Annotated in this window: 21 protein-coding genes, 1 tRNA gene and 1 pseudogene; 14 read left to right on the top strand and 9 right to left on the bottom strand. The window is 68.2% G+C overall.

The window, feature by feature from the left end:
* Positions 1 to 152: 152 nt before the first annotated feature.
* The 3 genes from ASF54_RS08160 to ASF54_RS16095 all read left to right on the top strand — a co-directional run bounded on the left by ASF54_RS08160 (position 153) and on the right by ASF54_RS16095 (position 4,434).
* Positions 153 to 875, top strand: a complete 723-nt coding sequence (locus ASF54_RS08160; protein ID WP_055960754.1) for an HAD family hydrolase — start codon at positions 153 to 155, stop codon at positions 873 to 875.
* Between the two features lie 28 nt (positions 876 to 903).
* Positions 904 to 1,281 carry a PLD nuclease N-terminal domain-containing protein gene (locus ASF54_RS16660; RefSeq protein WP_084816042.1) on the top strand — a complete coding sequence of 126 codons (378 nt, stop codon included), beginning with the start codon at positions 904 to 906 and terminating at the stop codon, positions 1,279 to 1,281.
* Positions 1,282 to 1,443: 162 nt separating this feature from the next.
* Positions 1,444 to 4,434: an esterase-like activity of phytase family protein gene (locus ASF54_RS16095; protein ID WP_157510074.1), complete on the top strand. Its 2,991-nt coding sequence runs from the start codon at positions 1,444 to 1,446 to the stop codon at positions 4,432 to 4,434.
* A gap of 144 nt (positions 4,435 to 4,578) precedes the next feature.
* Here the strand turns inward: ASF54_RS16095 and ASF54_RS08145 are convergent, their stop codons facing one another.
* The gene (locus tag ASF54_RS08145; protein ID WP_200919581.1) at positions 4,579 to 5,466 is read right to left on the bottom strand and encodes a hypothetical protein; all 888 of its coding nucleotides are present in this window, start codon (positions 5,464 to 5,466) and stop codon (positions 4,579 to 4,581) included.
* Positions 5,467 to 5,542: 76 nt separating this feature from the next.
* The gene (locus ASF54_RS08140; RefSeq protein ID WP_055960751.1) at positions 5,543 to 6,397 is read right to left on the bottom strand and encodes a class I SAM-dependent methyltransferase; all 855 of its coding nucleotides are present in this window, start codon (positions 6,395 to 6,397) and stop codon (positions 5,543 to 5,545) included.
* 202 nt (positions 6,398 to 6,599) lie between these two features.
* Between ASF54_RS08140 and ASF54_RS08135 the strand changes: the two genes are divergently transcribed.
* From ASF54_RS08135 to cls, 5 genes and pseudogenes are all read left to right on the top strand, one after another.
* Positions 6,600 to 7,250, top strand: a complete 651-nt coding sequence (locus tag ASF54_RS08135; RefSeq protein ID WP_055960749.1) for a TetR-like C-terminal domain-containing protein — start codon at positions 6,600 to 6,602, stop codon at positions 7,248 to 7,250.
* 97 nt (positions 7,251 to 7,347) lie between these two features.
* Positions 7,348 to 7,539 (top strand): hypothetical protein, encoded by a 192-nt coding sequence (locus ASF54_RS16395; RefSeq protein WP_157510073.1) that lies wholly within the window; start codon positions 7,348 to 7,350, stop codon positions 7,537 to 7,539.
* Between the two features lie 78 nt (positions 7,540 to 7,617).
* Positions 7,618 to 7,974, top strand: a complete 357-nt coding sequence (locus ASF54_RS08130) for a ribbon-helix-helix protein, CopG family (RefSeq protein WP_055960747.1) — start codon at positions 7,618 to 7,620, stop codon at positions 7,972 to 7,974.
* Between the two features lie 56 nt (positions 7,975 to 8,030).
* Positions 8,031 to 9,725: pseudogene (locus tag ASF54_RS16995) on the top strand (ABC-F family ATP-binding cassette domain-containing protein).
* A gap of 194 nt (positions 9,726 to 9,919) precedes the next feature.
* Entirely contained in the window at positions 9,920 to 11,383 is a 1,464-nt protein-coding gene (gene cls, locus ASF54_RS08120) for a cardiolipin synthase (RefSeq protein ID WP_055960745.1), read from the top strand.
* Between the two features lie 113 nt (positions 11,384 to 11,496).
* Here cls and ASF54_RS08115 read toward each other — a convergent pair whose 3' ends face one another.
* Positions 11,497 to 12,693, bottom strand: a complete 1,197-nt coding sequence (locus ASF54_RS08115; protein WP_055960744.1) for a glycosyltransferase — start codon at positions 12,691 to 12,693, stop codon at positions 11,497 to 11,499.
* A gap of 315 nt (positions 12,694 to 13,008) precedes the next feature.
* Here ASF54_RS08115 and glgX point away from each other — a divergent pair, with 315 nt between their 5' ends.
* Both glgX and ASF54_RS08105 read left to right on the top strand, forming a co-directional pair.
* Positions 13,009 to 15,054, top strand: a complete 2,046-nt coding sequence (glgX, locus tag ASF54_RS08110; RefSeq protein WP_055960742.1) for a glycogen debranching protein GlgX — start codon at positions 13,009 to 13,011, stop codon at positions 15,052 to 15,054.
* A gap of 158 nt (positions 15,055 to 15,212) precedes the next feature.
* On the top strand, positions 15,213 to 15,722 hold the full coding sequence (locus ASF54_RS08105) for a GNAT family N-acetyltransferase (protein WP_055960740.1): 510 nt from the start codon (positions 15,213 to 15,215) through the stop codon (positions 15,720 to 15,722).
* Positions 15,723 to 15,746: 24 nt separating this feature from the next.
* On the opposite strand, the gene ASF54_RS08100 is transcribed toward ASF54_RS08105, so the two are convergent.
* Together ASF54_RS08100 and ASF54_RS08095 are read right to left on the bottom strand one after the other, a co-directional pair.
* On the bottom strand, positions 15,747 to 16,583 hold the full coding sequence (locus ASF54_RS08100; protein ID WP_055960738.1) for a DUF429 domain-containing protein: 837 nt from the start codon (positions 16,581 to 16,583) through the stop codon (positions 15,747 to 15,749).
* Between the two features lie 282 nt (positions 16,584 to 16,865).
* On the bottom strand, positions 16,866 to 18,497 hold the full coding sequence (locus tag ASF54_RS08095; protein WP_157510071.1) for an LPXTG cell wall anchor domain-containing protein: 1,632 nt from the start codon (positions 18,495 to 18,497) through the stop codon (positions 16,866 to 16,868).
* A 210-nt stretch (positions 18,498 to 18,707) separates the two neighbouring features.
* On the opposite strand from ASF54_RS08095, the gene ASF54_RS08090 reads away from it, so the two are divergent.
* Positions 18,708 to 19,883, top strand: coding sequence for a VIT1/CCC1 transporter family protein (locus ASF54_RS08090; protein ID WP_055960735.1), 1,176 nt, complete (start codon positions 18,708 to 18,710; stop codon positions 19,881 to 19,883).
* Positions 19,884 to 20,069: 186 nt separating this feature from the next.
* Here the strand turns inward: ASF54_RS08090 and ASF54_RS08085 are convergent, their stop codons facing one another.
* Positions 20,070 to 20,921, bottom strand: coding sequence for a phosphatase PAP2 family protein (locus ASF54_RS08085; RefSeq protein WP_162237112.1), 852 nt, complete (start codon positions 20,919 to 20,921; stop codon positions 20,070 to 20,072).
* A gap of 203 nt (positions 20,922 to 21,124) precedes the next feature.
* Between ASF54_RS08085 and ASF54_RS08080 the strand changes: the two genes are divergently transcribed.
* Positions 21,125 to 21,197 (top strand) — tRNA-Arg (locus ASF54_RS08080).
* 147 nt (positions 21,198 to 21,344) lie between these two features.
* Here the strand turns inward: ASF54_RS08080 and ASF54_RS08075 are convergent.
* Positions 21,345 to 21,773 (bottom strand): winged helix-turn-helix transcriptional regulator, encoded by a 429-nt coding sequence (locus tag ASF54_RS08075; protein WP_055960731.1) that lies wholly within the window; start codon positions 21,771 to 21,773, stop codon positions 21,345 to 21,347.
* 145 nt (positions 21,774 to 21,918) lie between these two features.
* Here ASF54_RS08075 and ASF54_RS08070 point away from each other — a divergent pair, with 145 nt between their 5' ends.
* Positions 21,919 to 22,875, top strand: a complete 957-nt coding sequence (locus ASF54_RS08070; RefSeq protein ID WP_055960729.1) for a nuclear transport factor 2 family protein — start codon at positions 21,919 to 21,921, stop codon at positions 22,873 to 22,875.
* A 25-nt stretch (positions 22,876 to 22,900) separates the two neighbouring features.
* Here the strand turns inward: ASF54_RS08070 and ASF54_RS08065 are convergent, their stop codons facing one another.
* Positions 22,901 to 23,680, bottom strand: a complete 780-nt coding sequence (locus ASF54_RS08065) for an alpha/beta hydrolase (protein ID WP_055960727.1) — start codon at positions 23,678 to 23,680, stop codon at positions 22,901 to 22,903.
* 1 nt (position 23,681) lies between these two features.
* Positions 23,682 to 24,209 carry a phenolic acid decarboxylase gene (locus ASF54_RS08060; RefSeq protein WP_055960725.1) on the bottom strand — a complete coding sequence of 176 codons (528 nt, stop codon included), beginning with the start codon at positions 24,207 to 24,209 and terminating at the stop codon, positions 23,682 to 23,684.
* 20 nt (positions 24,210 to 24,229) lie between these two features.
* Between ASF54_RS08060 and ASF54_RS08055 the strand changes: the two genes are divergently transcribed.
* Entirely contained in the window at positions 24,230 to 24,784 is a 555-nt protein-coding gene (locus ASF54_RS08055) for a MarR family winged helix-turn-helix transcriptional regulator (RefSeq protein ID WP_200919580.1), read from the top strand.
* Positions 24,785 to 24,859: the final 75 nt, after the last annotated feature.

The following is a 24,859-nucleotide window of genomic DNA, read 5'->3' as shown; positions in this document are numbered from 1 at the left end:
CTCATCCAGTTGCCGCTCCCGCCGCGTTTGAGCGTGCAGTGGTGCCGTTCCGCGGTGAGTGTCCTCGATGTGCTGATGTGGGTGGCGACGGACTCGCAGATTGGGGACAGTCACGCGGCGACACGGGGCAGCGCGGCTGACAAGATGTGAGCATGGAATACAGCGCCGTACTCTTCGACCTCTTCGGCACGCTCGCCCCGGGAGGCACCCGCGAACTCCGCGACGGTGTCTCACTCGAAGTGGCCCGCGATCTCGGCGTCGACCCCGACGCGTTCGCAACCGTCATCGGCGAGACATTCCGCGAACGCACCCTCGGTCAGCTCGGCACTCTCGAAGAGACCCTGGCCACTCTCGCCTCACGGCTCGGCGGGTCGCCGAGCGCCGACGACCTCACTCGCGCGGCCGGGCGACGCACCGAGATGACAGCCGGACTGCTCGCCGACACCTGGGCCCTCGACGTGCTCGACGAGCTTCGCAGCCGCGGCTACTCGCTCGGGCTGGTCAGCGACTGCTCGATCGAAACGGCGCTGATCTGGCCGGAGAGCGCCCTCGCCGAGCGCTTCGACGTGGCGGCGTTCTCGGCGGTGCACGGCATCAAGAAACCCGCCGCCGAGCTGTACCGTGTCGCAACCGATGCCCTCGGGGTGGCGCCGGAGCAGTGCGTCTATGTCGGCGATGGCGGAAGCACCGAGCTGCCCGGGGCGGCCGAGCTCGGCATGCGAGCTGTCTGGCTCAACCACCCGGGCAATCAGGGCGGTGCCGCGGATCCTGAGTGGTCTGGAGAGACGGTCACGGAAGTCGCCGAGATACTTGCGATCTTGCCCTCGCGTCACCCGGAGGGCACAACCACTCTCACCCGCTCGGGGGATAGCTGATTCTCAGCAGTTCAATAGAATCAGCGGCATGTACCTCGTGCTCTCCGCGTTCTATTTTCTGCTGGTCGCGGCCGCCCTCATCGACATCATCACGCGTGCCGACTCGCAGGTGCAGCATCTGCCGAAGCTGATCTGGATCCTTCTGGTGGTCGTGCTGCCCGTTATCGGGAGCATCGCGTGGTTCGTCGCGGGGCGTGATTACGGGCCGCGCCCCGAGTACGTGCCGCTGGGCGACGCGCGACGTCACTCGCCCGGATCGGGCGCGACCGCGGTCGACGTGAGGCACCACCGGGTTTCGACGACCGAGCAGCAGCTCGCCGACCTCGACCGCGAGATCGAGTTCTACGAGAAGCAGGCCAAGCTGCAGAAGCTCCAGGCCGAACTCGACCCCAAGGATCCGGCCTAGCGCCGCTCCTCCCCCTCAGCGCTGGCGCTGGTGCCGGCCTCGTCTCCACAGGTGCTCGGCTCGGCCAGTTTGGACGAAATCTGTGGAGGGGCTACCCGCGGTTCACCCCGAGGCGCTTTGATCGTCTGTAACCAGCACGTTCGAGGTCCTCAGGGGAGAGTCATGCGACAACCACAGGTCGGTTTCGATTCGATGGCCGGCGCGACTCCGGTCGAGCCCGGTCGCTCGGTGCGTCATGTGGCGCGCAAGGGGGCAACGGCCGCCGGCGCGGTGGTCGGGGCAGTAGCTCTCGTGGGGGGTGTGCTCGTCGGAGCGACGCCCGGGGGCGATCCCGCATCGGCTGCCACCGTGCCGGGCAGCGTCCGTATCCACGACATCCAGGGTGCCTCCTGGATCTCGCCTCTCGATGGGCAGAAGGTCGACAACGTACCCGGCATCGTCACCGCCATCAGGGCGACCGGTTCGAGCAGGGGCTATTGGGTGCAGGATCCCGCAGCAGACGCTGATCCCCTTACGAGCGAGGGCGTGTTCGTGTACACCGGCAAGGCCCCCACGGTCAGCGTCGGCGACTCGGTTCTCGTCTCGGCCACCGTGAAAGACTTTCGCGCGATCGCCTCGGGCACCACGCTCGCCACCACCTCGTATCTCTCGGTGACCGAGCTCACCTCGGCGACGGCCACTGTTGTCTCGTCGGGTAACGAGCTTCCGGCACCCATCGTCATCACGCCGACGACCGTCCCCGCCACCTACGCGCCCGACCTCGGCGGGGCGAACATCGAGACGACAGCGCTGACGCCGTCGCGCTCCGCCCTCGACTACTACGAGTCGGTCGAGGGAATGCGGGTCCGGGTCGACGACGCTCGCGTCATCGGTCCATCCGACGCCTACGGGGAGCAGTACATCACCACCAAGCCCGATCAACTGCGCTCGAAGCGCGGCGGCGCGCTGCTCACGGCCGAGAACGCGACGCCCTCCGGCCGACTCGAGGTCGTCCCGACCGACGGCAGCAACCCCGGTGTGAGCGTCGGCGACGTCTTCACCGGCGAGACCGTCGGGCCGATCGACTACTCGCAGTACGGCGGATGCCTCATCGCGGCGACGACCCTCGGCCCGGTCGCTTCGGCGAACCTGAAGCCGACCGTCGCCTCGAAGCCGAAGAGCGACCAGCTGTCGATCGCGACCTACAACGTCGAGAACCTCACCCCCACCGACTCCGCAGCGAAGTACGCCGCGCTCGGCAAGGGCATCGTCACGAACCTCGCCTCGCCCGACATCGTCACGGTCGAAGAAGTGCAAGACAACACCGGAGCAACCGACGACGGCACAGTGGCGTCCGACCAGACCCTGGCCAAGCTCACCGCCGCGATCACGGCAGCTGGCGGCCCGGCCTATTCGACCCGCTCGATCGACCCCGTGAACGACGCCGACGGCGGGCAGCCGGGCGGCAACATTCGTATCGTGTTTCTCTTCAACCCGAAGCGGGTCAGCTTTGTCGATTCCGGCCGACGCGGCATCGACCGAGCGACGACGGCGACAGCGGTGACGAGCACGCACGGCAAGCCAGGTCTCTCCTTCTCACCCGGGCGCATCGACCCGGGGAGCGCGGCCTGGAAGTCGAGCCGCAAGCCGCTCGTCGGGCAGTTCACCTTCCGGGGCAAGAGCGTGTTCGTCGTCGGCAACCACTTCGCCTCGAAAGGCGGCGACCAGAGCCAAGACGGGCGGTTCCAATACCCCGAGCAGTCATCGGCGGTGCAGCGCAAGGCCCAGGCCGCTGAGGTGAACTCCTTCGTCGACGCCGTGCTCGCCCGCGACAAGCGCGCCGCGGTCGTGGTTGCCGGCGATCTGAACGACTACCAGTTCAGCCCGGCGATGAAGACCCTGACGGGCCAGGCCGACGGCAAGACTGCGCTGACCGACCTCATCACCACACTGCCCGCCAACGAGCAGTACACCTACGACTACCAGGGTGTCAGTGAGGTGCTCGACCACATCCTGGTCAGCAAGGGCGTCGGCACCCCGCAGTACGAAGTGATCCACACCAACTCCGAGTACGCCGACCAGGTGAGCGACCACGACCCGCAGGTCGTTCGACTCTTCGGTACCCCGAAGCCGCAGTCGGCCGTCATTCCGCCGAAGGGCGTCGCGACGGGGTACTCCGACTCGCTCGACAAGCTCGACTACCAGGGCGCGGCCGTGGGCGGGCTGTCGTCGCTGGCGTACGACTCGCGCTCGAAGTCGTGGATCTCGGCCGTCGACAACCACGCCTCTGACCCGTCGCGCATCTGGTTCATCGGGCGGAACCTCGCGAAGCCCGCCGTCGTTCGAGCCCCTCTGGTGCTCAAGACTCCGACCGGCGACCCGTACACGGGGCTGACCGCCGACAACGAGGGCCTCGCGGTGCTGCCGAACGGTGACTACCTCGTCAGCTCCGAGACCGAGCCCTCCATCCGAATCTTCGGCCGCGATGGAGTCCAGAAGTCGCAACTGCGGGTGCCTGGGCGCTTCGCCGTGACGGGGACGACCCTCAGCGGTGCCGGACTGTCCGGTGCCGCCGTCGCCGGAGAGGCGACCTCGAACGCCACCCTCGAGGGGCTGAGCATCTCGCCCTCCGGGCGCACGATCGTGGCCGCAATGGAGGGGGCGCTGTCGGGCGACGTGTCGGCGAACGGCGACGCCCGATCGCACCGGTTGCTGGTGTACAAGGCGGGCAGCCACGGATCCTGGTCTCTGACGAAGCAGGTCGGCTACCGCGCTGGCGCGGGCCAGAGGATTCCCGAGATCGTCGCCGTCGACGACGACCGCCTGGTCGTCGAGGAGGCCTCGTTCGCGGCTGACAGCGGCAATGCGGTGAAGCTCTACGCGGTGTCGGGGCTTGCGCGGGCGACCGATGTGAGCCGGGTGGCGAACCTGTCGACGGCGCCTGCCTCGGCGGTCCTGTCGAAGACGCTCGTGGCGGATCTCGTCAAGGGGTCGACGTTGGGCGCCACGGCGCTCGAGTCACAGGCCAACCCGCTGCTCGACAACTTCGAGGGCATGGCGCTGACCGGTCGCGGCCCCGGCGGCACCATCAAGATCAGCCTCATCAGCGACGACAACTTCGGGCCGCTGCAGACGACGCGGGTGCTGAACACCCTGCTGAAGCTCCCCCGCTAGGTGCCGGTGCCGGTGCCGGTGCCGGTGCCCGTGCCCGGTGCCCGGTGCCCGTGCACGGCCGTGACGCACCCCCGGATGGCCAGAATGAGCCTGGCATTCGGGGGTTGTCTGGCCAGCCGGGGGTGCCTCGAGCCCCTCGCGCGACTAGGGGAGGTGGTGGCCGAGGTGAGCGATCTGAGCGGGAGCCATGCGCCGCCAATAGTCGAGATCGTGCCCACCCGGCTCGAAGCCGCCGGCAGGAGGCGACGCGAACCCGGCCACATAGTCGCGCGCGGCCGGAAAGAAGCCGTCGCCCGTTCCGCAGTCCACACGCACGGCGATCCCGTCGAGCGACGACTGGCGACCGAACACGGTGTGCGCCTCGAAATCCGCTGCACCGTCGAACGCGATCGAGGCGGCCTGCGACGCTTCATGCCAGATGGCCGGGCTGTCCGCGGCGATCGCGGCGACCTTCGTCCGACCGAGTTGCGACCCGAGGAGGAGCGCGCCAAAGGCTCCCATCGACCAGCCGAGAAGTCCGATCCGCGACACGTCCAGACCGCGGGCGGCGAGCAGGGGCAGGAACTCGTCGACCACCATCGCACCGGCGTCCTCGCCGGTCGAGCGTCGGTGCCAGTACGTGTTGCCGCCGTCGATCGAGGCGAGTGCAAACGGGCGCCCGCCGCCATCGACATGAGCGGCCAGAAAGCGGTCGAGCCCGAGATGGCCGGCGCCGAACGCGTTGGCGTGAGTGCCGCTGTATCCGTGAAGCACGATGGCCACGGGCAGCTCTGCGCTCGCTGACGAGCCCGGGGGATACGCCACCGACCAGACGACTTTCCGCCCGAGCCGAGCCTTCGACCGGAACGAACCGCTGACGAGCTGGCCCGTCTCGACTGCCGGCACGACTCCCGGCTGACCGTTCAATCCGAGCACCCGGTGCAACGTCGACCGCCCGGGCAGAAGGCGTTCCTCGACTGCAGCTCCACTGGCAACCACGAGCGCAGCGGTCGATCCTGCGCCGACAAGCAGCGTTCTCCTGGTGATTCCCACGTCTCGACGCTAGCGATCAGGATCCGGCCCGAACGTCATCCGCCAGGACGAAACCAGCCGTCCCTCCGGCCCCTCCTCACACCCCCTTGCGCGCCACCACCGAGAACGCCAGAGGCAGGCGATCGCGATTCGCCGGGAGCACGTAGGCACCGCCCTCTTCGATCATCTGAGGGAGCGCTTGCCAGGGCAGCGTACGGTGCTCGGCGAAGTCCGCGATCGTGAGGCCCACGCCGAGAAGCGCCTGCACGATCTCGGCGATCGAGTGCGGCCACTCGAAGGTCACACTGTGCTCGACGCGGGCGCCCTCCGCTCCGGCGTAGGTGCTCGGATCGTCGTAGCGAAGCGGCTCGCCGGTCGCGAAGTAGGGCCGCGTGATCACGAGGGCGTCGTCGGTTTGCTCGTCGTCGAGCGCATTGAGGAGTGGATGCGCATCGCGAACGAAGAACACGCCGCCCGGCGCGAGGAGCGCATCGATCGTGTGAGCCCAGGCATCGAGATCGCGGAGCCAACAGAGCACCCCGATGCTCGTATAGACGACGTCGAAGGTGCCGCCCACATGAGCAGAAGCCTCGTCGACCGTCGACTCGACGAACGAGCTGCGGTCGCTGAGCCCCGACGCGTCGGCGAGACGCCGGGCCGCCCCGATCGACTCGGAGGAGAAGTCGACGCCCACCACCTCGGCGCCGAGTCGCGCCCAGCTCAGAGTGTCGGTGCCGATGTGGCACTGCAGGTGCGCCAGCCGGAGACCCGCGACACTGCCACCCAGCAGGTGCGGTTCGAGAAGCGGCCGGTCTTCGAGTACGACGTCCGAGATACGATCGGGCTCCGCGGCGAAGCGATCGACCCGATACCCCTCGAGATGCGGCTCGACCCGGTCATCCCAGTTCGCTCGGTTGGCGTCGGTCCACTCGCTGTTGGCAGTGGCGTCCATGGTCTCTCCCCTCGGTGCGGCCCGAGAGGGCAGCCGACCAGGATCCCAGGGGCTGGCCCCCAACGCAAGGTCGACTCCCGAGGCGGGCTGAGCGGCGGGCCGGGGCGAGTTCGGTCGGTGCGGCCTTGGGGTTGTCTGGGGAACGGGGCCGCCGGATCCTTTGGTCTCTGGCGTGCCGGGGGTGCGGTCTAGGCTTTGGACCGTGGAATCCGGAGGAGCGCGCAAGGTCGGTCGGCCTCGCGACCCTCTGGTCGAAGAGCGGCTGCTCCGTGTGACGCAGGAGCTGATCGCCGAAATCGGCATCGACGCTCTGACCATGAACCGGGTTGCCGAGCGGGCCGGGGCGAGCAAGGCGACCATCTTCCGGCGATGGGACGACAAGCGGTCGCTGGTCCGTGACGCGGTGGCGGCGTTCGATGTCGACACCACGATCCCGAACACGGGCGCACTCCGCACCGACCTCGAAGCCCTCGTGCGCACCTGGGTGAGCCCGATCGGCTACCCGCCGGCCGAGTTCCGCCACGTCATCGCCGCGATCTCGCGCGATCCCGACATCTGGCGTGCCTACGACGCGGCGACGCACACCGAGCGCACCCGCTCGTTGACCGTGGTCGTGCGACGCGGGGTGGCGCGCGGCGAGGCAGAACCGGTGCGGTACGACGCGGCGTTCGTCACCCGGGCCGTGCACGCGCTCGCCGTCGAGCACGCCGCTCAGCGCGAGTTGCCGCTCGACGAGGCGCTCGTCGCACGCGTGATCGACAGCGTGGTGGAGCCGATCCTCGGCATCGGACGCGACGCCGAGGCGGATGCGCGCGACGTCGCGGCGGGGATTCCGCTGCACGTGCGTCGCTGACGCGACCCTCCGCTTTCTTGCAACCTCGCTCGGTGGTTGTGGCGCCCCTGTGGAAATTCGTAGCGGTCATTAGCGGCTACAATTTAAGGTGCACGGCATGGCACCCCGTTGGACGAACTCTGCTGACAAACACGGCATACCCCGCACTGATCAGATCTTCGCTCTCGTCAACGCGACCTATACCGAGCGATTGCCGGGAGAGAGTCTTGACGAGGGTGAAGTCTGGCTGTATCTGGGTCATCCGCACGCCCACACCGATCAAGAAATCGAGATTTTGGTCACTGTTTAGACGACGGACGCGAGGCCGTCGTGTTTCACGCGGTGGAGCTCGGCCCCAAGTTTCGTCGTCGCCGAGAGGAGCATGGCAATGCCTGAAGCCACCGACAATGAATTCGATGCGCTCGCGAGTCGTCTCACCGATCCCTCGATGCCCACGCCTGAGGCGGCTGACACGGCGACGGGCGCCGCGGCGGCCCGGCGAGGCCGGGCCCTGATGCTGAAGCAGTACGGCAGCGAAAGCGCGCTCGAAGAAGCGATGCGTAGATCAGGCCGGCCGCGAGTCGGCACCGCGCCGAAAGGAGCGTCCCCCACTGTCCGGGCGCGGATCTCCGAGGCTGAGTTCGACGCGTTCACCCGGTTGGGAGAAGAGAGCGGTCGGAGTCAGAGCGAACTGGTTCGAGAAGCGATCCATCGACTGCTCGTCGAGCACAAGTTGGTCAGCTAGCCCGCACCTGTGGAGAACCGCCCCGGCGTTCTCGCCCGGGATGGGACGATAGATCCATGACCGCAACACTCGTCGCCAAGGGGCTGGCCGGAGGCTATGCCGCCCGTACGCTCTTCGACTCCCTCGACCTGACCGTCGCTCCCGGCGATGTGATCGGGGTGGTCGGTGTAAACGGCGCCGGCAAGTCGACTCTGCTCAAGCTCCTCGGCGGCGTCGAGCAACCTCTCGCAGGCACGGTGTCGCTGGCGCCGGCCGACGCGTTCATCGGCTGGTTGCCGCAAGAGCACGAGCGGGTCCCGCACGAGACGGTGGCCGACTACATCGGCAGGCGGACGGGATGCGCGACGGCGACAGCGGAGATGGATGCTGCTGCGGTCGCGCTCGCGGATCCTGCGGTTTCTGACGCGGCAGCCGACACCTAGTCGACCGCCTTCGACCGCTGGCTGGCATCAGGGGCCGCCGACCTCGACGAGCGCATTCCCGTCGTGCTGGCCGAGCTGGGCCTCGCGATCGGCGGGAGTGACAGTGGCAGTGGCAGCGGCAGCGGCACGTCGACCACTGTCACCACTGACTCCCTGATGACGTCGCTCTCAGGCGGGCAAGCGGCCCGGGTGGGGTTGGCGGCCCTCCTTCTCTCGCGCTTCGACATCGTGCTGCTCGACGAGCCCACCAACGATCTCGACCTCGACGGGTTGGCCCGGCTGGAGGACTTCGTGCGCGGGCTCCGCGGTGGCGTCGTGTTGGTCAGCCACGACCGCGAGTTCCTCGCCCGCTCGGTCACGAGCGTGCTCGAGCTCGACCTCGCGCAGGCGTCGAACCGGCTGTTCGGCGGCGGATACGACTCTTATCTCGATGAGCGCGAGATCGCCCGTCAGCACAAGCGCGACGCCTACGACGAGTTCGCGGCGACGAAGGCCGACCTCGTCGGCCGCGCGAGAACGCAGCGCGAGTGGTCGAGTCAGGGCGTCCGCAACGCGATGAAGAAGTCACCCGACAACGATAAGATCCGGCGCAAGGCGGCGTCCGAGTCGAGCGAGAAGCAGGCGCAGAAGGTGCGCCAGATGGAGAGCCGAATCGCCCGTCTCGACGAGGTCGACGAGCCCCGCAAAGAGTGGCAGCTCGAATTCACGATCGGTCAGGCGCCGCGGTCGTCGGCGGTCGTCTCGACGCTCTCCGACGCGACGTTCACCCAGGGCGACTTCACGCTCGGCCCGGTCTCGCTCCAGATCAACGGCGGCGATCGCATCGGCATCACCGGGCCGAACGGCGCCGGCAAGTCCACGCTTCTGCGAGCGTTGCTCGGCGCGCAGGAGCCCACGTCAGGCACCTCCTCACTCGGCTCCTCCGTCGCTGTCGGAGAAATCGACCAGGCACGCAGCGTGTTCACCGGCCCACGCCCTCTAGCCGAAGTCTTCGAGGGTCTCGTGCCCGATCTCACCCAGGCGGAGGTCCGCACACTCCTGGCGAAGTTCGGCCTCAAAGCCGACCACGTGGGGCGTCCCGTCGACGAGCTGTCACCCGGCGAGCGGACTCGCGCCGGCCTCGCCCTGCTCCAGGCGCGCGGCGTGAACGTGCTCGTGCTCGACGAGCCGACGAACCACCTCGACCTCGTCGCGATCGAACAGCTGGAGCAGGCCCTCGACACGTACGAGGGCACGCTGCTGCTCGTCACGCACGACCGCCGCATGCTCGAGACGGTTCGGCTCGACCGGCAGTGGCGGGTGGAGGCCGGGCGGGTGTCGGAGGCGTGAGCGTGTGTGCCGGTACCAATTCGAGAGTGATCCGCCGCCACAGTGCGCTGTCAGGTGTAACGGGTGTGACCGCGACCCCGGATCGCTCGCAAATTGACAGACGCAGTCCGACTGCACTCGCTTCCAGGCCAGACCCCGTGCGCTTTGCGGCCAGACGAGCCTGTCGACTCCGCGCGCCGCGCTAGCCTCAGACCATGACGTGGAAGAGCCTCGGTAAGACCATCGCCAAGATCGTCGTCGGGATCAACTTTTTCTTGCGCGTGACCTCGGTGATGCAGGTGCCGCGCAACCGTCGCCCTACGACTGCGCTGGCCTGGTTGCTCGCGATCTTCGCGGCGCCGATCCCCGGCGTCATGGCGCTCAACCTCTTCGGCTCGACCCTCCTGCCGAAGGGGCGCCGCGAGAAGCAGGCCGAGATCAACGGCTTCATCATCGACACGACATCGGGCCTCGACCTCGTGACGAAAGAGGAGAGCTGGCCGCGCTGGTTCGGCTCCGTCGTCGACCTGAACCGCAAGCTCGGCGCCATGCCCCTCGTCGGCGGCAACGACGCGCACATCCTGGCCGACTTCGGCACCACGATGCGCGCCATGACGGATGCCATCGGCAAGGCCGAGCGCTATGTGCACGTCGAGTTCTACCTCTTCGCCTACGACAAGGCCACGGTCGAGTTCTGTAAGGCGCTGGAAGACGCGCACAAGCGGGGAGTCACCGTTCGCGTGCTGTACGACCACTGGACGACGATGCGAAACCCCGCCTCGAAAGACACCCTCGCGTGGCTCGAGCGCACCGGCATCCCCAATCGCGCGATGCTGCCGGTGAACGCGCGAACCGTCCTCCGGCGCCGCCCCGACCTCCGCAACCACCGCAAGGTGGTCGTGATCGACGGCACCGTCGGCTTTATGGGATCGCAGAACCTCGTCGACCCCGACTACAACAAGGCCTCCAACAAGCGACGCCACCTTCGGTGGAAAGACCTGATGCTGAAGCTCGAAGGCCCCGTGGTCGCCGGTGTGAACGCCATCTTCATCACCGACTGGTTCGCCGAGACCGAAGAGCTCCTGCAGCGCGAGGCCGACCCGATCCACAACGTGGCAGAGCCCGACACGCTCGACTGCCAGATCGTGCCCTCCGGCCCGGGCTTCGAGGGCGAGAACAACCTCCGCCTGTTCAACGCGCTCGTCTACGGCGCGCAAGAACGCCTCGTCATCGTCAGCCCCTACTTCGTGCCTGACGACTCGATGCTCTACGCGATCACGACGGCGGCCCAGCGCGGAGTCGAGGTGCAGCTGTTCGCGTGCGAGATCGGCGACCAGTTCATGGTCTATCACGCCCAGCGCTCGTACTACGAGACGCTGCTGCGCGCCGGCGTGCGCATCTTCCTGTACCGCAAGCCGATCGTGCTGCACGCCAAGCACTTCACCGTCGACTCCGATGTCGCCGTCGTCGGGTCGAGCAACATGGACATGCGCTCCTTCAGCCTCGACTTCGAGGTGTCGGTGATGATCCGCGGCCGCCGTTTCGTCTCGGAGCTCGCGCGGGTGCAAGACGACTACCGGGCTCAGTCGCGAGAGCTGTCGCTCGTCGAGTGGCTCGACCGGCCCCTGCTCTCGAGGATCCTGGACAACGTCTGCCGACTCACCGCTGCGGTCCAGTAGGCCTGGCTCTGGCCCGCCCGTCGGCGCTTAGTCGCGTTTCGCCCGTTTAGTCGCGCTTTATCGCGACTAAACCTGCGAAACGCGACTAGGTGGAAGGCAAGCAGCGTCGCTCACTACCGCGCGAGCGACCGGTAGCAGGCGACGAGCCCGTCGGCCGAGTGCGCCCAGCTGAGCCCGGCGGCCCGCACGCGGGCGGCGGTCGAGAGGGCGGCGGCATAGACCGGTTCGCCGAGGATCCCCGCGATCGCGTCTGCCCACACGGCTGGTTCGCGCGACCGCAGCACGATCCCGGTCACCCCGTCGACGACGGCTTCGCGCAGGCCTCCGGCGGCCGCCGCCACGACCGGTGTGCCGCTGGCAGCGGCCTCGAGGGCGACGAGGCCGTACGTCTCGGAGTGCGACGGCACCACGGCGACCCGTGCCTCTCGGAGGAGTGCGGCGAGAGCCGAGCGCGACTGCGGGCCGACGAACCGGACCCGGTCGGCGACGCCGAGCGAGTCGGCGAGGGTGCGGAGCTCGTCGGGATACCTGCGGTAGTCGACCGACTCCTCGCCGGCGATCACGAGATCGGGGCGAATGCTCTCGGGGATCGCCGCGACCGCCGCGATGGCCAGGTCGAAGCCCTTGAGCGGGTCGAGGCGACCGGCGGCGACGACGTAGGGCGAGGGGGCAACCGAGCCCGGCGTGGCCGGCCGGAACACGGTGGCGTCGACTCCGGGCGAGACGACGTGCACGTTCTCGGCGTCGGCTCCGAGCCGGTGTACGACGGTCTCGGCTTCGGCGGCGCTGATGGCGATGACCCCGTCGGATTCTTTCGCGAGCCAGGCCTCGCCGGTGAGGCGACCGGGCGATTCGGGCCGTTCGCCCTCCGAGAGGGGTGTCGAGTGGTCAGCGGCGATCGAGTGGAAGCTCTGCAGGTGCGCCAGGCCTCGCGCCCGCGCGAAGGGCAGGGCGGCCATGCCCGAGAACCAGTGGTGCGAGTGGATGATGTCGTAGGGACCGAACGGCTCCATGGCCTGTTGGAACTCACCGATGAAGTTCTCGTGCACGCCCTTAGCGACGGGCTCGGGCGGCCCGGCGTCGAGAAACCGCAGGACGACGTTCTCGCCGAGGTCGCTGGTGGCGGGCTGGTCGGGTGACGATCGGCGTGTGAGAACGTCGACGTGGTGACCGAGGGCGCCGAGCGCTGCGGCCTGGTTGCGGACGACCACGTTCATGCCGCCGGCGTCGCCAATTCCGGGGTCGGACGCCGGCGAGGTGTGCAGACACACGAGAGCGATGCGGAGGGCGTCCGGCCGAGAGTCAGGCATCAGATGAGCGTATCGCTCGGTGACGCTGCGGAATCTCAGCGGGCGACCGCACTAGCCAGCCCCGGAGCAGCCAGACAGAAGACGGCAGAGCCGAACCTCAGAGCGCCGCCGAGCCACCCTCGTCGAGCAGTGCGCGGAGCTCGTGGAGGTCGATCGGCACGGTGTCGGCGAGTACGGGGCCATCACTCGAGAAGGAACTGTCTTTGCTCATGCCCCGAGAGTGGCACGATCGGGTCGGAGGTACCTCGGAATGGGGGCATTTCGGGGGACAAGCCGGCGTTCCGATGCACAGCCGTTACCCGTAGAACTAAAGGCATGACCCTCTCACAGCCTTATCCCCTCGGCGTCTCCGTCGTCGACGGTGGCGTCACCGTCGCCGTCTACTCCGAGACCGCGACCGCCATCTACTTCTGCACCTTCGATTCTGCGGGCGAAGGATCCGACGCGGCCGGCTCCGAGACCCGGCACGAGCTCGATGAGCGCACGGGCTACGTGTTCCACGCGTTCGTGCCCGGCATCGAAGTGGGCACCCGGTACGGTCTGCGGGTCGACGGTGAGTGGGATCCTGCGAACGGTCTTCGCCACGACGTGGCCAAGCTGCTGCTCGACCCGCACGCGCGGGCCATCGAGGGTGGCTTCGAGTGGGGTCAGGCTCTGTTCTCGCACGAGTTCGACGACCCGTTCACGCGCAACGACGACGACTCCGCATCGGCGATGCCGAAGTGCATCGTCACCGACGCGTCGTTCGACTGGGAGGGCGACAAGGCTCCGCGCGTCCCGCTCGACGAGACCGTCATCTACGAGGTGCACGTGAAGGGCTTCACGAAGCAGCACCCCGAGGTTCCCGAGAGCATTCGGGGTACGTACGCGGGTCTCGCCGACCCCGCGGCCATCAAGCACTTCGTCGACCTGGGGGTCACCAGCGTCGAGCTGCTGCCGATCCACCAGTTCGCCCAGGAAGACACCCTCGCCGAAAAGGGGCTGCGCAACTACTGGGGCTACAACTCGATCGGATTCTTCGCGCCGCACAACGAGTACTCGTCGTCGGGTCAGGCGGGCGAGCAGGTTGCCGAGTTCAAGGCCATGGTCAAGGCGTTCCACGCCGCTGGCCTCGAGGTGATCCTCGACGTGGTGTTCAACCACACGGCCGAGGGCAACCACCAGGGCCCGACGCTGTCGTTCAAGGGCATCGACAACGCCTCGTATTACCGTCTGGTCGAAGACGACCGCGGAAGCTACTTCGACACCACGGGCACCGGCAACTCGCTCAACGTCGGGCACCCGGCCGCCCTCCGCCTCATCATGGACTCGCTTCGCTACTGGGTCACCGAGATGCACGTCGACGGTTTCCGCTTCGACCTCGCCACGACCCTCACCCGCCAGGACGGCGACGCCGAGAAGCACTCGGCGTTCCTCGATCTGTGCCACCAGGATCCCGTGCTCGCCCCGGTCAAGCTCATCGCCGAGCCGTGGGACACCGCGGGGTACCAGGTCGGAGGATTCCCGGCCGACTGGTCGGAGTGGAACGGTAAGTTCCGCGACGACACCCGCGAGTACTGGGGCTCGGGCGACGTGCTCGGCACCTTCACGCAGCGTGTGCTGGGTAGCCCCGATGTCTACGAGGGCGACCGCCGTTCGCCGCTGTCGAGCGTGAACTTCGTCACCGCGCACGACGGCTTCACCCTCCGCGACCTCACCTCGTACGCCGAGAAGCACAACGAGGCCAACGGTGAAGACAACAACGACGGCGAGAGCAACAACGCGTCGTTCAACGGCGGCATCGAGGGCGACACCGACGACGCGGCCGTGCTCGAGTGGCGTGGTCGTCAGCAGCGCAACCTGCTCGCGACGCTGCTGCTGTCGGCCGGTGTGCCGATGATCCTCGGCGGCGACGAGATGGGCCGCACCCAGGGTGGCAACAACAACGCCTACTGCCAAGACGACGAGATCTCGTGGTTCGACTGGAAGGCTGTCGACCGCGACCTGCTCGAGTTCACCACGTCGCTGATCGCGCTCCGTCAGTCGGCGCCGGCGCTGCGCCCGTCGTGGTTCCGCACCGCGCCCGGCGACTCGCCCCGCACCGTTGAGATCCTGCGGGCCGACGCTCGTCCGTTCGAAGAGGCCGACTGGCAGGATCCGGAGAACCGCGCGGTCATGTTCGTGCTCGGGCACGAGGGAGCCGACTCCTTTGCCGTGCTGATGAACGCTGCGCAGAACGGCGTCGAGTTCACCGTGCCCGAGGCGCCCTTCGGCGAGTGGGAGCTCGCGTCGTCGAGCGACCCGGAGCAGCAGGTGGCCTCGCCCGTGTCGACACTGATCGTGCGCGACGCCTCGTTCACGGTTCTCCGCTCGAAGGCCTAGCCCGACCCGCCTAGCCCGACCCGCCGCAGCGGCACAGACCCGCTCGATCGGCACGAACACCCCGCCTAGCCGGGCTGTTTGTGCCGGCCGGGCGGGTTTGTGCCGTTCGAGGGGGTGGGCGCGGGTCGAGCACGCCGGCCCCCGCCTAGGCTGAACGCATGGCCAGCACCACCGTCACCATCCGCCCCGTCACCGAAGCCGATTGGCGGGAGGTCCGGGTTCTGCGGCTCGAGATGCTCCGCGACACCCCGATCGCGTTCGGCGAGACCCTGGCGACGGCCGAGAATCACCCCGAGGCCGAATGGCGCCTGCGGGGTCGCCGAGGAACGGACGAGGGGTCGGCGTCGTTCGCTGCCATCGACGAGTCGACCGGATCCTGGGTCGGAACGATGGGCGGCTACCTGCCCAAGACGGGATTCCCGCTGCTCGTCGGCGTTTACGTGGCGCCGTCGCATCGAGGCCGCGCCGCCGGAGTGACCGATGCGCTACTCGACGAGGTGGAGGCCTGGGCGAAGGGGCACGCGAGTGCGATGGCGCTGCACGTGCACGAAGACAACGCGCGGGCGATCCGCTACTACGCGGGGCGCGGTTTCACCGAGACGGGACGCAAGCTGCCGTACGAGCTGGCGCCGCACGGATTCGAGAACGAGATGATCAAGGCGCTGTAGCGGGGAGGGCCACGCGCCGCGACACTACGGCAGACGCTGTGACGGGCGGCACGGCGCGACGAGCGTTGCCGGTCGGCCCGAGGGATCCTTCGGTTCGTCCCGCCCGAGCACCTGCACCCGCGAGAGCCCGTGCCGGTGCCAGATCGAAGCCGTCCAGGCGCACAGGGTTGCGTCGAGCAGGTCTTCGCGGTGCTTGTGCGCGGGGCCGGAGAGCGGTGACGGCTCGTCGAGCAGCGCCCTCGTGAGCGGGTGCGACGCGAGGTCGAGGGGCGGATCGAACGTATCGAGCAGCCCGATGCGGCGCACCAGCTCGTCGGTCGCCACAGCACGCGCTGCCCTTGCTTCAGCGGCCGGCAGCGCCTTGTCGAGCCGCTTGTAGCGCGGGCGTTCGTCGTCGTAGCCGAGTTCTTCGACCCCGACGAGAGTCGTGTACGGATAGCACTCGAACATCACGCGGTCACGAGGCTCAGGATCCGGCACACCCGACACCACCACGAACCCTGCCTGCTCGAGAGCGTCGCGAAGCCGCACCCCGGCCAGCCAGCCGAGCGCCTGGTTCGTGGGGTTGGCCGCCACCTTCCACCGGCCGTAGGCACGACCGACCTGCTTCTCGGACTCGCGCATGCCGACCGCGTTCGGAACGACCAGCGGGGCGTCGACGGCGATGGCGACGCCCGGGCCGACTGCTGCCTTTGCCTCAGCGACAACCCCGAGGATCCACCGGACCACGCCCTCGACACCGCGTTCCCACCCGGCCGCCACGATGCGTCCTTCTGCGGTGAGTGCGCACAGCCCGGTCTCGTTCGCCGGTTTGGCGTCGCTGCCCTCGCCCCAGGCCAGGTCGACTCCTATGTACAGCATCAGTTGAGCGTAGGCGCTGGCGGTGGGCGCGGGGCGTGCTGCGGCTTCGGCGTCGTCGCTTGGGCGTCGCCGAGATCGCAGTAGGGGTCGCCTCCACCCGACCGCAACTGCGATCTCGGCGGGTGGCGTGCGCAAGGTGGCCCGATCTCCGCCGAATCGAGCTCGTGGCTGCACGTTCGGCCATCTCGCGAGCGAGCGGCGCGACGAGCCCGCCCGCAACGAAGAAAGGGCCCGCCCCGCGCGAACGCGCGAGACGGGCCCTCCGGCAGTCAGTGCGACCGACTACACCTCGACCGAGCGGCGACGGCGAGCCGCCAGCAGCAGGCCGGCGCCGACGAGCAGCACGAGGCTGCCACCGATCGCGAGCGGCGCTGTGTCGGAGCCCGTGTAGGCCAGCGTCGTCGTTCCGTCGCCGTCCACTCCCGTGCCAGCGGCGGCCGGTGTGACGACCGCAGCGGTCAGCGTGAACTCGACCGGAGCGCTCGGGCCGGCCGCGACCGGGGTGCCCGCGGCGTCGACGACCGGGTCGCCGTTCGCGTCGAGCAGAGCGGCGATCGCGACGGCGGTGTAGTCGCCGGGCTTGGCGGCGAGGGTGACGCTCCAGCGGCCGTTCGCGCCGACGATGATGCGAGCGGTCGGGTCGGCGGGCGTCGCGGTGGTTCCGGCGCGCGGCGAGGCCAGACGCGAAACCGATGCGGACGACTTGGCTTCAGCGGCCTTCGCCTGGGCGAGAGCGGCCTTGTACGCCTTCGTGGTGAGGACGATCACGCCGATGTCGGATCCTGGGGTTCCGGTTCCGGCGAAGGTGACCGTCGAGCCGACGAGCTTCTGACCGTTGGTCGGAGAGGTGATCGTCGGGGCACCGAGAGCGTAGAACGACGACTTGACGGAGACGCCGCTGCGGACGCCGACGATGGTGACCGTGTAGGTACCGCCCACGAGGTTGGCAGGCAGACGCAGAACGTCGGTGTACGAGCCGTCGGTGTCGCTGGCGAATGTCTGAGCGGGGCGATCGCCGGCGAGGGGGATTACGGTGCCCTTGGCATCGGTGACGGCGACGACGACCTGCTCGTCGGGGCTGAAGCCCTCGGCCGAGACGGCGATGCCGGTGGTCGACGCTTCGAGCACGCTGGTCTTGGTCGGCGTCACGGCAATCGACGCGGGCACGGCGGCAGCGGGGGCCGACGGGAACACGAAATTGATGCGTTTCTGGTCGGCACCGGGGACGGGGTTGCCGGCGGGGTCGGTCTCGTTGACGAGAGCGCTGCCCTCGGTCGCGCCCGGCTCGAGCTGGCTGAAGTCGGTCGTGGTCGACCAAGTGTTGTCGGTCTTCACGACTGTGGTCGCGGCGACGCCGGTCTTCGCGGCGCGGGCGCCGTAGGTGATCGTGATGGTGTCACCGGCCTGGCCGGCTCCCTCGAAGGTCGGCGTCGTGCTCTCGACCGGGGTGGTCGAGTTCGACACCGGCTTCGTGACCGTGAACGGCGTCAACGAGTTCGGCGCGACGGCGAGCTCGAACGAAGTCGTCGTGGTCAAGTCGACGGTGCCGCCCGCGTTGACTGCGGTGACCGTCGCCACCACGGCTGTCTGGCCGGGGCTGAGCTGGTCGAAGTTCTCGTTGCCGCTCCACTGTCCCGTCGCGGCGTCGACGGTCGAGCCGCCGAAGGTCGCGTTGTGGCTGGCGCCGTTGGCGTCGAGGTAGCTGACGGTCACGTTGTCGCCGGCGGGAGCGCCGGTGCCTTCGAACGGAACGACGTTCGGGAACGTCTGCGCCACTCCGGTCGCACCGGGAGCGGGCGTTGTGACGGCGAAGGCGTCAGCGGCATGGGCCGGCGCGGCGAGCAACAGCCCACCGAACGTCATGGCGAGAACGGTCGGAACGGCGAACGCCGTGCCTCGAGACAAAGATTTCACAGAGTGATCCTTCAGTGGAGATGAGCGTCGTTGCGTCGTCGTCCTCCCCCCAGATGGAAGGGCCACAGGCGGGCCCGTTCGGGTGGGCCTCGGGCAACGTAACACCGAAGCTGGGCGTTCGGCAAGAAGGTGCACGAAACGCAAAAAAACTCGAGGATCCGCGACGCCGACCCCCGCACCACCCCTCCCGCGCACCGCTACCCTGACCCCATGAGCGCGACCACGCCCGCGAGGGAACCCAGCCCCGCCGACCTCCGGCGGTGGCGCCGTTACCTCGCCGACGAACGGGCCGAGGGTGCCGTCTACCGCGACCTCGCCGCGCGCCGAGCCGGCGAGGAGCGCGACATCCTGCTGGCGCTCGCCGACGCCGAGGGGCGGCACGAGCAGCATTGGCGCGACCTGCTGGGGGACCGCGTGGGGCGATCCGTGCGGACGGACTTGCGCACTCGGATCCTCGGGTTTCTCGCCCGGCGCTTCGGCTCGATCTTCGTGCTCGCCCTCGTGCAGAGCGCCGAGGCGCGGTCACCGTATGCGACCGACGCCGACGCGACCGAGGCGATGGCAGCCGACGAGCGCATCCACGGCGAGGTCGTGCGCGGTCTCGCCGAGCGAGGTCGATCGCGGCTGTCGGGCACGTTCCGCGCGGCGGTTTTCGGCGCGAACGACGGGCTCGTGTCGAACCTGGCGTTGATCCTCGGGGTCACCGCGAGCGGGGCGTCGCACGCGGTCGTCCTCGTGACCGGGCTCTCGGGGCTGCTGGCCGGCGCACTGTCGATGGGCGCGGGGGAGTACGTGTCGGTGAGCTCGCAGCGCGAACTCCTCGCGGCATCGACCCCCGACCCCGAAGCCGAGCACGTGCTGCCCGACCTCGACGTCGATGCCAACGAGCTCGCGCTCGTGTATCGGGCGCGGGGAATGGCTCCTGACGAGGCGGAGGCGCATGCGCGGGACGTGCTCGGCGCACTGCAGGTGCGGACCGGGGCGATCGGGGTTGTGCCGGATCCTGGGGTCGATGTGCTGGTGGCGCCCGTCAAGGCGCCGTCTGTCGGAGGTGCTTCTGCTTCTGATTCTGCGCCGGCGTCCGCCGACTCGCCCGTCGATGAGCATGAGGCCATCGGGTCGGGACTCGGCGCTGCGGTATCGAGCTTCTGCTTCTTCGCGTCGGGGGCGATCATCCCGTTGATCCCGCTGTTCTTCGGGGCGTCCGGGCTCACCGTGATCGTGGTCGCGGCGGTGCTCGTCGGGCTGGCTCTGCTCGGCACCGGCGCCGTGGTCGGGCTGCTCTCGGGAACGTCGCCGCTCCGCCGGGCGCTGCGGCAGCTCGCGATCGGCTACGGGGCCGCCGCCGTGACGTACGCGCTCGGGTTGCTGTTCGGGGCCGCGTAGGGCTCAGGGTCGTGCCGCTCGCGCGAGGTGGCCTGATCTACGACTCGAGGCCGCGTTTCACGTAGTTGTGGCCATCTCGCGAGGCGCGGGCTGCCGAGATCGCACTACCGGTCGGGTCGAGGCGACGACTAGTGCGATCTCGACAAGACCCTGCTGGCAGGACGCCGGGCCGGCGCTGCCAGCGACCTACACTGACCGATCGAGCTTCCAGGCCAGCCAGGCGGTCGCGATCACGACGCCGGCCGAGAGCAGCCGCGCCCCGACGAGCACTCCTGGCCCGGTCGACATGGTGACGGTCATGTCGGCGCCGATGCCGATCGAGAAGATCGCGCCGGCGGCAGCGAGTGTCGCGACCAGTGCCAGCCCGAGAACGGCCGAGGTGAAGCCGTGCGCCTTCTTGCTCACGGTGTCGCGGCGGTCGCGCGACCAGACGGCCGCGGCGCTCCGCACGATGCCGAGCCACAGCAGAGCGACCGCGCATGCCCCGCAGACGTCGCTGACGCGGTGCCAGCCGTAGGCAACGGTCTGCTCGGCGACGAGGGCGGCGAACGCGGTCCCGACCACCATGATGAGCGGCCGGAGGTGACGCCCGAATGCAGTCGAGAGAGCCAGGAGACCGGCCACGGCGATCGTGACGTGGCCGCTGGGAAAGCTGTTGCTGAGGGTCGACTCGGTGAGCTCGGGGCGCGGTGCAATGGCCTTGATGATCTGGGCGGTCGCGATGGATCCTACGATCAGGGTCGCCGACTGGAAGGCCGCTCCGGGGCGGCGGCGCACGAAAGCGATGAGCACGACGACGCCGACTACGACAAGGATCGCCGGAATCGAGATCGCATCGAGCGCCCGACCGGATTTGAGGAGCGTGCCGCCATCAACCGATCGAAGGATGGAGTCTTCGATCTCTTGACCGGGCTTCGTCAGTACCGCGACGGCGTAGACGCCACCGAGGGCGACGGCCGATCCGATGCTCGTGAGCATCCACCGAGCCGGAACCGGGCGACGGGCAGTCGTCGAGGCAGGCAGAGTGGTGGCGTTCACTGTCTCATCCAATCGCACGCCCCCTGACAACTGCCTCTGCTCGGACCCCCAATGCTCGGTGAGCAACTGCACCGCCCACGTCCAGGTAAAGCGCAAGGATCCGACGGCTCGGCCGCTTACGCGGGCCCGCCTGGCCGACTCGATTGGCGTCGGGGGCAGGCCTCGTGTAATGTTTCCTCTGGCCATTCGGCCGAAAGTAATGCGCGCTCGTAGCTCAACGGATAGAGCATCTGACTACGGATCAGAAGGTTGGGGGTTCGAGTCCCTTCGAGCGCACAGTGTCTGAGTGACACAGAAGAACTGAGTTGAGACAGCAGTAAGGCAAAGCCCCGCATTCCAAGGAGTGTGGGGCTTCGCTTTTTTCTCCCCCCGTTGCTTTTTCTCTCCCGACAGCCTTTTCCTCCCGACACTGCCGCGGGTCGCCTACTGGTGGGTTCGACTCCCAGGGTCTGTGGCCGGTGTGGTGACGGCAGGTCGGGCGACGATCGCATCCGCGTTGTCGAGAATCCAGTCCATCAGCGGAAGGAGCCGGGCGGCGAGTTCGGTTCCGGTCTCGGTCAGGGAGTAGTCGACGCGTGGCGGGATGCTCGCCTGGGCGGCGCGATGAACGATGCCGTCCTGTTCGAGGGTGCGGAGTGTGGAGGCGAGCATCTTCTCGCTGATTCCCTCGATGGTGCGGCGCAGTTCGCCCCATCGCATGCTTCCCGGCTCCAGGGCGAGCAGGACGAGCACGCCCCAGCGGCTCGTGACATGACTGAGGACGACTCGACTCGGACACGCCGCGGGGAACCGCGCGAAGGTCTGCGATTTTGCTTCGGTCGATGCCCGCGATGCCGTGTTTCCAACGTCCATGTCAGTAGCTTACGAAAAGGTACGTACCTTCCGCGGGGGAGGCGTCGCGCTCTATCGTCGTCGCGATGGCCCGGGGTTCTGTGGCCGCTGCCAACCAGCGAGACCGGATCCCTCCCTCCGAGCCACACGAGAGAAGGAAGAGTCCATGATGAAGCACCGATACCGCGCGTACGGCACCGCTGTGATTGCGAGTGCCGCCCTCCTCTCCGGATTGGGCGTCTCCGGAACCGCGATTGCCGCACCTGCCGTGGCTCATTCGTCCGGCGCGGCCTCCCTCGATTCCGCGCGCGGCGGAACGAGCGGCGATCGGCAGGACGCCGCGGCCGAGCGGCGAAACGCCTGCGCCATCCGCGCTCTCCTCTCGCGGGGATTCGCGGATCCTTCCAGCTCGAGCGCTCGGCGTCTTGCGGCCGCGCTCGTCGCCCCCGGCGCAGTCGGCCACGGGACCGGCGCGACGTCGGGGCCGGAAGGTCTCCTCGCGCAATTCGCCGCAGACCGAAAGCGCGTCCCCGGCGCACACGCCGTCGTCAAACACCTGGCAGCCGACGGCGACCTGGTCGCGGTGCACTGGCAGATCGCTCCCGACCCGCGAGACGAACGGCGGGGCGAAGCTGCCGTCGATCTCTTCCGGATGCGCCACGGAAAGGTCGTCGAGCACTGGTCGCTCGACCAGCCGATCGCCACCGGTACGCCCGCCAGTGGCAACACGAACACGATGTTCAGCGACCTCTACCGACCCGCGAAGCCGACCAAGGCGCCGTCGGAGCGGCAGGAGGAGCGCAACCGGACCTTCGCCGTCTCGGCATACAACACATTGTTCCGTGACCACGACGTCTCCGTGCTCGACCGTTCTTTCGACCCGGCCTACCTGCAGCACAATCCCGTGGCGCCGAACGGTACTGCGGCGCTCAAGCAGCTGTTCGGCAGCGGTGCGCAGTTCCCGGCGCAGCAGTCGGTCATCTCGCTCTCCGACGGCGACATCGTGTGGACCTTCTCGCAGACCGTTGGGGCCAAGCCGGGCGACCCCCTGCTCGCCGCCGATCTGTTTCGGGTCGACGCCGGTCTGATCCGCGAGCACTGGGATGTCGTGCCGACGAGCTGAGCGCGGTGTGCATCGGGCTGCTGTCTTAGGACAGTTTCAGGAAGGGCAGCAGATGCTCGAGGAGCTGCTCGCGCAGTTGCCGTGACGACCAGGCGTGGTCGGCGCCCGGAATGGCGGTGAAGGAGGCCCCGGGGAGGAGCTCCGCGTAACGTCGCCCGTACTCGAGCGGCACGATCTGGTCGGCCGTGCAGTGGAGCACCTCGACGGGGCCGCTGTAGCCTGCCGCTTCGGCGTAAACGTCGAGGCTATTCCGGACATCGTCGATGAAGGCTTGCCCGAGCCACAGGCCGCCGAAGTCGAAACCGCCGTTCTCGGCAACGGACTCGAGCGACTGCCCCTGGATCTCGTTTTTCACCGTGATGTCGTCGACCACGACGCCCGCGGGTGACCAGAGCGTGACGCTGGCCACGAGGTCGGGGAGCCGGGCTGCGACGATGGCGGATTCGACGGCGCCAAGACTGTGTGCCACCAGATGCACCGGGGCGGAGCGGTCGTCGGCGAATGCGCGGACCATGACGATCACCTGATCGATCTCGTCGCGGAGGGTGATGTCTGCGAAGTCGCCGTCGCTTGTGCCCTGCCCGAGGCGATCGTAGGCGCGGACGACCGCGCCGGCGTCTGCCAGGCGCCGGGCGACCTGGACGAAGAGGCGCTGTGGGCCGACGTGGGAGTCACCGAAGCCGTGGACGATGAGGACGGACGGGGAGTCGGCGGCGGCGTCGCGAGGGCGGAATTCGTGGCCACGAATGACTTGCCCATTGTGCGCGAGCGTGAGGGCGGTCACCTCGGCATCACGGGTGCCCATCTCAGTCGCTCCTGTCTGCGAAGCCGTCCGGCAGGTCTCCGGGTGCCGTGTCGATGATGGTCTCGTCGTCGACTCCGACGAACTCGAAGAGGGTGATGTGCGCGAACTCGGGCACGACGTAGATCGGGTAGGTCGGGCCTTCGTCACGGAACCGTCGCATCTGGTCGAGGTGGTCGTTCTGGAAAAGGACTGTCTTGGATCCGTCGAGTTCGACCCAGTGCGGGAAGAAGATGGTGCCGTGCAGAACCCTGTCTTCCGGTACGACGTTCACCACCACGCTGGTGCCGGTCGGCTCGTTCCACGACACCTTGAACACCCCGCGGCCGAGGCCGACGAGGTCGACCTGCTGATCTTTGACCCACCGACCGCCGACCATGCCGGAGTGGATCCTGTAGTCGATCGTGGTGGCGTTTTTGACGTACATCTCGTACTGCCATCCGTTGGCGTAGGTGTAGATGAACCGGTGGCCGATGATTGCGTCCAGACCCTGCTCGGGGGTGGGGTTGGCGACGCTGGTGTGAATACTCATAAATCCACTATCACCCAGAAATGCGTTTGTTGCAAACCTATTTCGTCGTGGTCGCGTATTCTGTCTGCGTGGACGATTCCGGAGACCCGACGGGCCTGAGCGCGATTGCGCGGAGCCTCAGCGACGAGATCGGTCCTTTCCGCCGAACGCTTCTGAACAGCTCCCGGGCCCGCGCCGGCCTGCCCTTGATTCCTGACGCCCAGATCGAGGTGCTCCGCCGGCTCTTCCCCGACAAGTGGGTGAGCCCCACAGTGCTCGGGCGGCAATTGGGACTCGCGCGCCCGACAGTCAGCAACCTCGTCGTTGCCATGGAAAGGAGCGGTCTGGTCTCGCGACGCGCAGACGAAGCGGATGCCCGCAGCACCAAAGTCGGCCTGACGGATCTTGCCCGGGAGCAACTCCACGTCTACGACTCGGCGGCCGAAGGTCTTCTCACCAGCATTTTGCGCGACCTGACTCCGGCGGAACAGGGCACGCTCCGAGATGCCCTTCCCCTGCTCGGCCACATCCGCACGGCGCTGGAGCGGGGCGAAGACGCGACTGTAAACGCACCGTCCGGCCCGGGGAACGCTTAGGAGGGCCCTGCCCACCCTCCAACTGGGTGGGCGGTCGACCTTGTCGTCGCGTCGGGAGGGTTCTAGCGTTGGGTG

The organism is Frondihabitans sp. Leaf304, from assembly GCF_001423105.1.
In the GTDB taxonomy this organism is placed as follows: Bacteria; Actinomycetota; Actinomycetes; order Actinomycetales; family Microbacteriaceae; genus Frondihabitans.
Note: the sequence above shows the minus strand (reverse complement) of the source record. Positions and strands in the feature narration are given on the sequence as shown.